We start from the raw sequence: 12,618 nt of genomic DNA, 5'->3' as shown, positions 1-12,618 counted from the left end.
TTTGTGCTTCAGGGTCTACAGTCTGAACCGACTGCTGCAAAAATCCCTGCTGGATGAGCGACTCCCGGATCTGCTCAAGTTTAATCCTCTCTTGTCCTGTCAGTGGCTCGTCCTGAGCCACCACCAGTCCGGGAATAATTAATAAAACTACAAGAACCAGGAGTTGAAAATTTGTTCGATTTAATAGCATATGCGCTGATTTAGTCCCCCTTAAAATAACAGATGTTTATTTTACAAGGATACCAGGGAAGTTCTTATGTCTAACGTTCTTTATTATCATTTTTCAAAAAGTACATCAACATGATTTCACTATTTCAAATGAATGCAAAATGTGCCTTTTCAACTACACTACGAAACTTTACCGGGACAATTTACAGAAACAATTCAAATTTTTAAGATCTAATTGAAGATCTTTTTGAAATATTAGGTAAGCTAACACTTTGAAGTAGTACGTTTATTTAACCAACAACATCTTTTTTGTATTTATTTGGTCGTCAGCCCAAAGTCTATAGAAATATGTGCCCGATGCAACATCTTGTAAGTTAACTGGAATCTCGTAATATCCTGACTCAAGACTTTGATCTATAACTGTTTTAACTGATTCACCGAGAATATTTGATATCGTAATTTTAACCTGCATCTGGTTGGGAACTGTAACGGGTATCGTTGCCTGATTATTAAATGGGTTAGGATAATTATCCCCCAACTTTAAAGATCCTTCAACGGGAAGAAACTCAATCGATAATTCACCAACTTTGTAGGTACCGGCAACATATGCAGTATAGGTTGCTTCACCCGGCTTGTTACTTGATACAGCATGTATTGCTACTCCATCTTCATCTGTAATTGTTTGAATGGATCGAATTTCAGTATCGGATATATTGGAGACCAGAGTTATCTTCTCCCCTTCAATATTTTTATTGTCAGAATCTCTGAGTAAAATTGTGATTGTATTCTCTTGCTCCCCATTGGCAAGAACTCTTAATTGAGAAGAAGTTAATTCAGATTGAGCAACACCTATTTCAGCTGTTTCAACATCTACAGTAGCTGAAGGTTCACTTAGTCGCGTAAATGCTTTTGACCGAACTCTAAAGTAGTAAGTTGTACCGGGTACAAGGTTGGATACCTCATAGGAAGTTTGGTTTCCAATATTAAGCCTTTCAAAATCAGAAACGTAATCTGTAAACTCCTGATCTTTGGCCACATCGAGTAAATATTCTTGCGCACCCTCTGCATCATTCCAGTTAATATTAATGATTGTAGCTCCAACATTACCGGAAGAATTCGAAATTGGAGAATTCGGGTAAGTTGTAACATCAACAGTTTGCGAATTTTTGCTTCTTAATCCATCCTTTTCAGCTCGAACTCGGTAATAATAGATAGACCCCGGATCTACATCCGAGATTTCAAAATCAGTGGTAAAACCAACATCAAGTCCCTTATACCCTGGTACGAATGATTCAAAACTCTCATCTGCAGATACATCTAATAGATAGGAATCTGCACCTTCAACGATTTCCCAGTTTGCTATAAAACCATTGTTATCAACTTCTGTTGCATTCAACGAAATTGGGGCTTCCGGGATAAAATCAATTTCTATCTTCTCAGAAATTTCCATAATGCCTGAGGGCCTCTCAGCTTCTGCCGTAAATGTTATTGTTCCGGGAATTGTACTGGTAACCTCAAAAATTGCTTCTCCATCTGAGTTTGTGACCTCTCTGATTTGATCAATATTCGCTCCTGCAAGACTTGCATCAATATCAACCCGCACTCCCGGAATCTTAAAACCATCTTCATCTTTCAATCTTACGATAATTCTTGTCTTGTCATTACCATCTGCAGTAACTTCATCTGCCTCAGTGACAACTGTTGACTCATCGGGATCAACAGTAGAGATTCGAATACTTTCTTCCTCAAATTCACCTGAAATGGTATTACTAACATTTGAGCTTATTTCAGCCTTTACTCTATAATAATAGGTTTCATTGGTTTCTAATCCCGAAAATGTAAATCCCTCAGAATCACCACCAGAAACAAAAACATTGTCTAACCCAGAAACGATATCGTCAAATTCATCATCTCGTGATAATGTAATCCTGTAATTATCAACTCCCTCCATAGAAACCCATTCAGCTCGAAACCCATTTTCAGTAATATTTGAAGGATCTTTTAAGGTTGGTGGTTCCAGGTAAAAAATTTGTTCAACATCTACTCCGGAATCATTTAGCTCTAAAAACTGCAAATGATTCACTTTTGCATATTCATCTAACTTAATAATACTTATGAGTCTCTTTGGAAGTCGACTTTCAATACCCCATCCACCATCGCCTAAATAGGTCACTCCATTATTTGAATTAACCTTTTTATATGCATGGTTGTCATGTTCAAATACATATTCAACACCATAATTCTCAAATATCGGTTTCCAATTCTCTCTGACTTTAGTGCTGTATTCATTATTAAAATTTTCAACAGAGGGAAAAGCGGCAACGTGATAGATCGGTAAGACATTGTCGATGGAACCGTTTACCTCAGAAATACGATCCTCTAACCATTCCGTTTGTGTCCCTTCAATGGGTACGGTATGACTGGTATTCAGCGTTATTATTCTGAGAAAATCTCCAAAGTCAAGAGCTCCATATCCCTGAAAACCCGGGTAACTAAAATATGAATGAAAGTAACTGGCATCTTGCGGCTCGTCTCCAAAATCATTTGGCACATCATTATTACCAATAATTGCTATAAATGGAATTAGTTCGTTTTCTGACGTCCGCATCTGCTCATACCATTTTCTCATGAAAATTTGCCAACGCTGAGGTGCAACATCCGGATCGGCATTTGCATTTACTATATCACCACCTACAACTGCAAAATGTGGGTTTCTGTCAACTGCTTTTTTGCTCAATTCGGTAAATCTCACAATATCTTCAGAATTGCCATCATACATATCTCCGCCAATGATAAATCTTAAATCATTACCATCCGATGGAGGTGTCCTGAAACGTTCAACTTTACCTTCAACGCGTATTTCATAAGACCTGTCAGGTGAAAGGTTGTTTATAAGAACACTGTTACGTCTTTTTCCTGAATTTGGACCTGAAATAGGAATTCTGTTATCGGACCCGCTCACCTCTGTCCAATCCGATTCTCCCTCTTCACGATATTCTAACTCCGGATCAGCATCATCTGAATCAGTAATCCAGTTTACAAGGATACTTCTCAACGGATCGTGACCGGGTGCATATTCCAAATATACTATTTCATCGTCCTGGGCCATCAAATTTGTGACACCAGCAAAAAAAAGAAGAGTAATTAAAAATAACTTCTTGCCTGCAGACAACTTGTTTAACATAGAAACTTTACATGTACAATGAGTAAAGAAACGAGCCAATAAAAACCTGATGAATGAATACTTTATAGTTTATCATATACGCACTGAAACTATTTGCCACCTGTTTTTGGCCATTTCTTTGATTCATCGGTAGAGTTACATTTTCAATATCAATACCTAAATTCTTAATCAGTAATTTTTTAAGCAACTGGCAAATTTTAGTGAGGGGGCTAAAATAGGTAATCATTTTTGCTTACCAAACAGTAACAGAATAAAATTTGTAATTCATTCATGCAGAGTTGCATGTGAAATGTTTCAGTAAGACAAAATGATGATAACTCAATATATCGTTTAACATCCGGATTGTGCAGTTAAACAGATATCTTATTTGGATTATTTTCCATTGAATAACAATGTCTCATCAACGAAACTGCCCTGTTTTTCGAGTGCGCCTATTGCATAGAGATTTAAAATGATGTCAACTATATTTTCGGCCGTATTTCCATCCCATTTCTCCGGGGTTGAACCCGCCTTCCAGTTCCCTTTCAATAGTTTATTTATCGCCGGTTTTATTGCTTCCGGGTCTGTTCCAATCAGTTCGTTGGTTCCAATTAGAATGGTTTCCGGCCTCTCAGTATTATCACGAAGTGTCAGACAAGGAACATTTAGCACTGTTGTTTCTTCGGTGATTCCACCGGAGTCTGTGATCACAGCACGAGAGTATTTTACAAGGTAGATAAATTCCAGGTATCCTAACGGATCTATAAAGTGAATAGAGCTGTCTTGAATGTCTAAATTTTCTAAAATTTGACGGGTTCTTGGGTGAACCGGAAAAACAATGGGTAAACCATCCAATGCTTTAATAATGTTATCAATCAAAGATTTCAAATTTTTTTCTTCATCAACATTTGCCGGCCTGTGGAGAGTCATTACTAAGTAGTTTCCACCCGATAGATCTAAGCTCTCCCAAATAGCAGGCTTTATTAATCTATCAAGGTTACCCAGCAAAGTGTCGATCATCGTATTTCCAACAAAAAATATTTGATCATCAGAAATTCCCTCTCTTAGTAAATTCTTATTGGCAAATTCAGAAGTTGTGAAGAAAAAATCAGAAATTCGGTCGGTTACCATCCGGTTGATCTCTTCCGGCATCGTCCAGTCTCCGGAACGTATACCTCCTTCCACATGAGCTACCCTAACTCCGGCTTTTTTTGCAGTAATTGAGCACGCCATTGTGGAAGTTACATCCCCTACAACAACACACAAATCTGGATTTTCTTCTTCCAGCAGCTTCTCATATTCGATCATAATCTTTGCTGTCTGCTCAGCTTGTGACCCACCGCCGGCACCTAAATTATTATCAGGTTTTGGAATGCCCAATTCATTAAAAAAGGCCTGGCTCATATTTTTATCATAATGCTGCCCAGTATGGATAAGTCGGAAATTGATGTCCAATTCCTCTTCCTGTTTTTTCTGTATTGCCTTGATGATGGGTGCAATTTTCATAAAATTCGGTCGTGCACCCGCAATGATATCTAAAACCATTTTAGAAAGTCTTTATTTGATTTTTTTTAGTAAAAGTGATAGCAATTTCTTTAAGATTACTAAGAATTACATATTGATTAAGGCTAAAGATCTTGAATTTATCCACGCAAACAAATCTTGATTAATAAACTGAATAGCTAAAAAACTAATTGTTAACTTGTCTGCACAGATTACTATCTTAACAATTTTAACAGATCTCTTCTATTCATGAAGATTACCATGATTCTGCCATACTTAAAGGCAGGTGGAACTGAAAGACAAGCAGCATATATCGTAAATTATTTAAAACAAAAAGGACATACTGTTCTTACAATATCCGTTGAAGATGAAGATTTTTTTGAACCCCATTTCAAGGTTCCGGTTCAATATTTAAATTCTCAAAACTCTTTCCTGTTCCTTGTTTATAATATTTACTCAATTGCTTCTATTATTAAGAAGAACGGAACCCAGATCTTAGTAAGTCGTGCCTGGACTACGAACCTATTATGCACCTTAGTGTCAATGATTACCGGTATCCCTAATGTCCTTTTCTTGTCAGCTTCCTTGGACATGTCGAACCACAGTCTTATTAAAAAACTGATATATCGTTTCATGTTAAAAAAGACTGATCAAATAATTTCAGTCTCAGAAGCTACAAGACAGAACTGCATTAAATGGTTTGATATTCAGGAGAATAAAATCAAAGTAATACATAATGGAGTGGATATTAACCATATTCAGGAGCTTAGCAAGAAACCGGTTGAACTCCCGGATGAACTGAAAGACGCAACTCCAAAGTTAGTCTTTGTGGGACGTCTAATTCATAGAAAAGGACTTGACGTACTGATTAATGCTTTAATGAATCTGAAAAGCAGCTACCAAACACAGCTAATTGTAGTCGGAGAGGGTTCAAAGATGAACGATTACAAGGTTATGTGTAAAGATTTCGAAATTGAATCAAATGTATTTTTCTTTGGTCAAAAGAAAAACCCATTCCCCTATTTAAATTTAGGGGATATCTTTATTTTGCCTTCCCGAAGTGAAGGATTTCCGAATATTTTGCTTGAAGCAATGGCCCTGGGAAAAACGGTAATTGCTGCAAACTGTAAAAACGGGCCGAATGAAATAATTGATAAAAACAATGGAACATTAGTAGACGTTGACGATTCAGAACAACTGAGCCTCGCAATCTCTTCTTATTTAGATAATTTAAAGCTTGCAAAAAATCACGGCGAAAATGCAAAAAAAACTGTAAAAAACTCCTTTAAATTATCAGACCAGCTGGCAAAAATTGAAATGACTATAACAAGTCTAAAAGAATAAGTTTTTTCTAAAAGCATGAAGTTTGAAACTTTAGATCGAATTAATGGTTTTTCGCTCGCTTTACTAGCAGCTATGCCGATTATCAGGAGTGATATTTTAGCCGGCGGACCGGTTCTATTGCTAATCTTTCCATCATTTTTATTGATAGCGACCGGGTTAATGAAAATCTACTCAAAAGGGACTAAAATATTTGACGCTTATACAGTCTCCTATTTTTATTTAATAATTGTACTCTTTGTTTATCTGATTATTTCTGCTTCATGGAACGTAAATAATGTTCCGGTGCAACAAGATATCCTCAAGATATTATTTCTATTATTTATAGCTTTATCTGTAATTATAAGTTTCAATAAGGAATCTGCTTACTATTTCCTGAAATGGATTATCATTTTTGCAGTGTTCGTTACAGCTATGCTTTTCTATCAATATCTTACTACCCGAAGCCTGAGAGGATATCTAGATATTGGCTACCTTGCTTGGTCTCAATTGATTGGAATGGGAGCAATAACCAGTTTTTCGATGCTTTTGTTTTATCCCGAATACAAAGGAAAGAAAGCGGCATTCATTACTGTTTTCTTATACATTGGACTTGCTGCATCACTTGCCAGGGGCTCCTTGATTGTGGGTGTGGGGCTTGCTGTACTAATGACTCTTTACTATTTCAAAACTAATCGAAAAAAAAGTTATTCACTTACGGAGTGGTTTAAAAATAAAAGTTTGAGAATTTTAGGATTCTTCTCCATTGGATTTGTAATACTGGCAGCAAGCCAAATTGAACGGACGGCTGCAAGGTTCCTTGATCTACTTGGAGGGTCTTTAGGCGGAAGAGAAAATCTTTGGGGAAACTCAATCATTGGTTTTTTAGAAGCTCCACTCATTGGATACGGCTTGGGAAACAGTGGAATCATATCCGTTGGACGTCCCGATTATTACCCCCATAATCTGTTCCTACAGGTTTTAGTGGATGGTGGCATTTTTCCGGCAATACTCTTAATCATTATCTGTGTATACCCGGTTATCAGAACATACTCGTTCTTTAAAAAATATCACTTAAAATCCAGATTATGGATTCCAGTCCTGGCTATGTATGTATTTTTATTTGCTGAGTATTTTAAGTCTTCTAATTTTTATGAGTCGAGAGTATTTATTGCTGTGGCCATTCTTTTGGTCATTGTTACTGAAAAAACCATTGAAAAGAGAACATATTCTAAATAATAGAATTTGACACTCATAAATATCATTCTCTGAGATTAAAAGTTAAATCTCTCCGGAATATTTTATCAAATTATTTTCTTAATAGTGGATTCGACAATTAATACTGTTGATCTCATCTGATTTAATTTAATGATTCATCACATAAACGAATTTAAAACCTCAACCCATTGCTCAAGTATGTTCTCTTCGGAATATTTAGTTCTCATTTTCATTGCCTCTCTTCCAAATACTTCTCTTCGCTTGGGATTCTGAATTAAAAATTGAATAGCTGTTTCCATTTCCTTTATGTCACCATCCGGTACTAAGATCCCGTTCTTATAATTATCAATCATATCGGATGGCCCCGTATCACAGTCGAATGAGATACAAGCACATCCAGAAGACATCGCTTCAAGAAGTACATTTGGAAATCCCTCAAACCGGGAGCTCAACACAAAAATATCTGCACGATTATACCAAACCCCTATATTTCCAGCTCTACCAGGCATTAAAATTTGTTCGGAAAGACCACTTTGAACAATCTTACGCTCTAATTTCTGTCTTAATTTCTCATTTGAATCTTTTTTTTCCTCCCCAATAATTATCAGCTTCCAGCCCGGATAAGCAGGAAGTATATCTTTAACTGCATCTAACAAAAGGTCAAATCCTTTTTGCTCTTTGATCGTACCAACCGCCAAAATCAATTTATCCTTATCATCAAGATAATCTGATGGTTCTAAAGTTGGCTCATAATTGGGAAGTGGCCAAGAGATTGAATTCGGAACAATTTTAAAATTTTTGGAAAATGTGTTCTTCTCTAACCAATCGGCTATTTTTTTTGTTTGTACCACATGTAGATCTGCAAAACGATATGTATACTTTCTCAAAAAATCCCACATTCTGTGATTCTTCCTTTTACCCGGGTAATTTCTCTCTGAAACAATAACACGCATATTAGAGAATATGGTTGCTATTAAAGCTATGACTGCATAACGAGTCATCATAACTAAAATAATATCAGGGTTTTCTTCTTTTACCACTTTTCTGAATGATAAAACTCTCTTGATGTTTGAAAAATATTTGCTAAATCCTTTCGTCTCATGAGCAACATCCATTGCTACTCTTTTCACCTTGTTGTCAAGTGTATAGAAATCTCTTTCAGTGCCGTCTAACGTTACAACAACGACTTTGTAGTTGGTTTGATCAACTAAATACTTAGATAAAACACTTGCTACTCTCTCAGCACCTCCACTTGTAAGAGAGCCCAGGAAAATCATAATTTTTTTTTCTTGCATCACCTGAAGGTATGGTAAAAAATTTCAAATTCTATTTAACCAATCGCTGAAAGTACTCACCAATTCTTGTAAGAGAAAGGCCAAATAAAAAGATCAATCCCTTCATAAAACCTTTGTTATTTAAATTTTGTGAAACTAAACCGGTGGGATTACTGGGAACATCTTTATAATTACATTCATCAAAAGAAAGATAGAAATCCGATATCGAATATTGCTTTAAGATTTGCGGAACGTCAATAGAATCAGGAACATCATTTTTTTCATGAATATCTATTTGATTAAGTGCTTCGGTAGTCTCCTCTTTCAAGATACGTTTGTCAATACTTACATCCGTATTACTTAATAAACTGTCAAAAATACCTTTAATGAATACTTTATAGTCCGGGTCATTTGCATTTCGATAAGCTGTGTTCTTTAAAATTTTCGGTAATTTTTTAATGTGTTTAATCGAATGGGCATAGGACTTCCTGTAGATATCTGCGTAATACTGGCCGAAATCGTGTATGCAAATGACCGTTGAAATGTACCTTGAAGGGTGTCCCTGCTTACCCAGGCATGAAATTACATTACTTTCTGGCCTAATATTATCAGGTAAATTTTTCGAAATTTCATATGCTTTCTGCAAATAGATTACTCTATAAATCCTTGGTCCGCCACTTCTCACTGACGCAAAAAATTTATCTAATATCTTTCCCTGTATTTGCAGATTTTCTTCCGGCATTTCTTCGGCCATCTCAAAAAAACCACTCAGCATCCCCGGTATTAGAATCATATCTGCATCGAATGTAAGCAACCACTTACTTTCAGCTTCAATGGCTTTTTTAAAACAGGTTTCTAAGGACTTTTTAAAGGGTGCTTCTTTGATTAGATGTATTTGAGACTTCTCAATACCTTCATCTAGTAGCGACTGTATACAGGCTTTTTCAGTTCTTTCGCCGGTAGAACGAACTGTCACTGTAAATAATTTATTATCTGGCATATTGGATTGAAAAATTCTGACAGGCTAAAAAACATTTAAAAAATGTTTATTTATCTCCTTATGAATACTGAAAATTAGCCGGTTCAATTTCTTTTATTTTGTTTTTGTTCGTTATCACTGTAAGAATCTCGACAAATTAAAAAATCCTTAGTGGGCATGATTGCTTCAGCACGGTAAGCTGAAATCTCAAATTCATCGAGGATATGTTGAGCTTTCTCAATCATCTCGGATGAAGTTTTCGTTTTCCACTTCTCAATCAATTTCAGATAACTCTTCTCCCCCATTCTTACTTCTTTTAAGAGCTTTACGCTTCGTTTTGTTGATTTACTAGTTGATCCTGATGCTTTCCTGCTTCTTTTAAGCATTTTTTGAGGGTCCGGCAGTTTTAGATGATCCGATATTTTGGGAAGAACACAATCTCTGTTCATAACAAGTTCTTCATAAGAAAGTAATAGGCCTGCTTTACTTTGTTCTATGAGTACTTTGTTTTGGAAACACCAACTCAAAATTCCTTTTTCAAAAATTGAACCGTTATCTGTAATTCGTTTCGCTAAATCTAATTCACTTGAAGTAAAATGTTTCTTGTAATCACTATTCTGATATGCTTCTAAGCGAGGTAAAACTTCCCTGGATAATGAAACCGGTATTGGATGCCGCATCAAAACTATACTGGTTGCATCTAATTCATATGTAAGTTCCTCTACCCTGTTCTCTAAACCGTGTAATATTTTATAAAGTAATCGATTCGTAATAAAGTGCCACGTATCGGTAAATGGTTTTTCCTTTTTAAAACGATAATGTATCTTCGAATTTTTAGAAAAGCTCTTTAAATATTCCAAAATCAGGGGAAAATTTTTCTCTTCATATAGCTCCTCCCACGTGTTAAAACCAAGCATTTCACAGATATGATCAAGCCTGATATTCAGAGGTTCTCTTACAGTTTTTATCCTTGGTTGACCTGCTATCATCTCAAGCAACCAGGTAGAACCGCTTCGTGGTGTTGAAAAAAGTAAAATATTCTGATCCCCCTGGAAATGAATGTTGCTATATTTTCGAAAGCTAAAAGGAATTTTATTCCTGATCGTCATTTTATATTCATTTTTAAAAAATTATTAATCGCCCGGGGATTCAATGTAAACCAATTCTTGAATAGTGATTCGATGCTAGCTCTATCAATTATTTGATTTAGAGTAACTTAAGTCCGGTTTGCATATACGAATTTCCCAAATTTTTACAGCAACCTTACCTTGAATTCAAAGCATTTGAAATTACACTTTTATGTTCAAGATTTAAATATTTTTATCCTAATCTTTAGCTCATATTAAAACTCTAATTGCCGTTTGATACTATTCTGTTCATCAGTAACTATGGGAAAACTATGATGAAGAGTTCAGTTGATCTATTTCAATTGAACCATTGTAATTTGATTGTTCTTTCACTGTTAAAATTTTAAAACCCTTTCATCTCTTGTATACTATTTCCTACATTGCTTCGAATTATTTTTAGATGGGATTTTTAAAAATGAGTAACAAAAGAATTATTTACATTCTCTGTCCTGGGCACAGTGGGTCAACGTTGATGGAGTACTATTTATCTACCTATAATAAATCGATAGGAATTGGTGAGGCCTATAAAGCGATTCGGAATTTCCAAAATAGAGAGATTGATAAACTTTCCGATTATGATCAAAGTATGATCGAAACGAATCCTTTTTGGAAGGAGATCCACTCAAGGACAGGTAATTTCAACAGCATCGAAGAACAATATGTTGATATGTATCATTATATCCTTGAATCCGAAAAATTTTCCGATTATCAGACGATCATTGACTCTTCGAAGACGATTGACGGGTTAAAAATTTTATCTAAGGAGTTCAAAGATAATCTGAATGTAGTGATAATCTATAAAGATCTGCGTTCATGGATCATATCTCAGATTGATAATAACAGGAGAAAGAATCGAAAGATGTCTTTGGGTTATAAGTATAAATCAGTGCTTAGATGGTGGCGAACCTACTTTTTTTATCACAAGAGGCTTAAGGAGTTGGGTATCAACTATATAGACGTTTCTTACGATCTCTTTTGTTTAGATCAAACCAAAATGGAACTCTACTTGAAAGAAAACTTAGATTTGGAAGGAAAACCTGATTTTCAAAACACAAATAGTATCAATATTCTTGGAAATCGTATGAAGAAGGAAGCGAACTCCGGTTTAAAGATATCATACGATTACAGATGGATGCACAGAAGTGAATGGAATTTTATGTGGCTTTTAGTTCCGTCGAAAATAAAAAAAATGAACCGGGATAAAGTTTGGAATATTGACCACTAGCTGCTTCTCATGATATCTTTAAAAAGGGATTCAAGTTTGTCAACCGTCTTTTTCGTAGAAAAGTGTTGATTTGCAAAATCGAAAGCATTTACACCTAACTCCTCTCTTAGGAGTTTGTTATCAATGAGATTCTTGGTTTTTTCAGCAAAGTCCTCGAATCCGTTATTTGCCACAAATCCTGCCTGATGTTCTTTTATCATTCCGGCAGGATCAAATTCAAATGCAACGACCGAGTTTTTTTGCAGCCAGGCTTGAATGATGTTGTTACTGAACCCTTCATCTGACGTTGAAGTTGTAACCAGGAAGAGTGACTGAGCTAAGGCAGCATTTACGATTTCTACATGTTTAGGGCCGAGGTAGTGCAGGTTTTTTGGCGTTTTTTTCTTTTCTGAAATCCATTTGTAAGAATTTCCCGAAAGTTTGCCGATCATTAGAAAATCTATTCCTGCACTTTAGAATCTTTCAGACAATTTTACAAAAAATTTCGGGCGTTTTCTTTTTTTTAGGTTTCCTACCCATAAAACGTAGGGTTTATCCCAGCTGAAGTCTTTTTTCTCCGTAATAATTGCGTTAGGAATATATCGTTCAATTGGAATATTTAAATCAAGCATTCCTAATTGCTCCTCATTATTGACAGTCAA

The 12,618-nt window shown here is 35.7% G+C and carries 10 protein-coding genes; 3 read left to right on the top strand and 7 right to left on the bottom strand.

The window, feature by feature from the left end; genetic code table 11:
• The 3 genes from L6773_RS18950 to wecB all read right to left on the bottom strand — a co-directional run.
• Nucleotides 1–190 (bottom strand): hypothetical protein (locus L6773_RS18950; protein WP_237856124.1); only part of this gene is annotated, 190 nt, incomplete at its 3' end.
• Between the two features lie 264 nt (nucleotides 191–454).
• Nucleotides 455–3,352, bottom strand: coding sequence for an Ig-like domain-containing protein (locus L6773_RS18945; RefSeq protein WP_237856123.1), 2,898 nt, complete (start codon nucleotides 3,350–3,352; stop codon nucleotides 455–457).
• A 372-nt stretch (nucleotides 3,353–3,724) separates the two neighbouring features.
• Nucleotides 3,725–4,876: a non-hydrolyzing UDP-N-acetylglucosamine 2-epimerase gene (gene wecB / locus L6773_RS18940; RefSeq protein WP_237856122.1), complete on the bottom strand. Its 1,152-nt coding sequence runs from the start codon at nucleotides 4,874–4,876 to the stop codon at nucleotides 3,725–3,727.
• 207 nt (nucleotides 4,877–5,083) lie between these two features.
• Between wecB and L6773_RS18935 the strand changes: the two genes are divergently transcribed.
• Both L6773_RS18935 and L6773_RS18930 read left to right on the top strand, forming a co-directional pair.
• The gene (locus tag L6773_RS18935) at nucleotides 5,084–6,178 is read left to right on the top strand and encodes a glycosyltransferase (RefSeq protein ID WP_237856119.1); all 1,095 of its coding nucleotides are present in this window, start codon (nucleotides 5,084–5,086) and stop codon (nucleotides 6,176–6,178) included.
• A 15-nt stretch (nucleotides 6,179–6,193) separates the two neighbouring features.
• Complete coding sequence (locus L6773_RS18930; RefSeq protein WP_237856118.1) at nucleotides 6,194–7,393, top strand: O-antigen ligase family protein; 1,200 nt, start codon at nucleotides 6,194–6,196, stop codon at nucleotides 7,391–7,393.
• 137 nt (nucleotides 7,394–7,530) lie between these two features.
• Here L6773_RS18930 and L6773_RS18925 read toward each other — a convergent pair whose 3' ends face one another.
• The 3 genes from L6773_RS18925 to L6773_RS18915 form a co-directional block, all read right to left on the bottom strand.
• Entirely contained in the window at nucleotides 7,531–8,667 is a 1,137-nt protein-coding gene (locus L6773_RS18925) for a glycosyltransferase family 4 protein (protein ID WP_237856117.1), read from the bottom strand.
• 31 nt (nucleotides 8,668–8,698) lie between these two features.
• Entirely contained in the window at nucleotides 8,699–9,646 is a 948-nt protein-coding gene (locus L6773_RS18920) for a hypothetical protein (protein WP_237856116.1), read from the bottom strand.
• 83 nt (nucleotides 9,647–9,729) lie between these two features.
• Nucleotides 9,730–10,734, bottom strand: a complete 1,005-nt coding sequence (locus L6773_RS18915; protein ID WP_255727800.1) for a sulfotransferase domain-containing protein — start codon at nucleotides 10,732–10,734, stop codon at nucleotides 9,730–9,732.
• Between the two features lie 433 nt (nucleotides 10,735–11,167).
• Here L6773_RS18915 and L6773_RS18910 point away from each other — a divergent pair, with 433 nt between their 5' ends.
• Nucleotides 11,168–11,977 carry a hypothetical protein gene (locus L6773_RS18910; protein WP_237856114.1) on the top strand — a complete coding sequence of 270 codons (810 nt, stop codon included), beginning with the start codon at nucleotides 11,168–11,170 and terminating at the stop codon, nucleotides 11,975–11,977.
• Here the strand turns inward: L6773_RS18910 and L6773_RS18905 are convergent.
• Nucleotides 11,974–12,408: a glycosyltransferase gene (locus tag L6773_RS18905; protein ID WP_237856113.1), complete on the bottom strand. Its 435-nt coding sequence runs from the start codon at nucleotides 12,406–12,408 to the stop codon at nucleotides 11,974–11,976. The two genes, L6773_RS18910 and L6773_RS18905, sit on opposite strands and share 4 nt — an antisense overlap.
• Nucleotides 12,409–12,618: the final 210 nt, after the last annotated feature.

The sequence above is a fragment of the Rhodohalobacter sulfatireducens genome (assembly GCF_022012475.1).
In the GTDB taxonomy this organism is placed as follows: Bacteria; Bacteroidota; Rhodothermia; order Balneolales; family Balneolaceae; genus Rhodohalobacter; species Rhodohalobacter sulfatireducens.
Note: the sequence above shows the minus strand (reverse complement) of the source record. Positions and strands in the feature narration are given on the sequence as shown.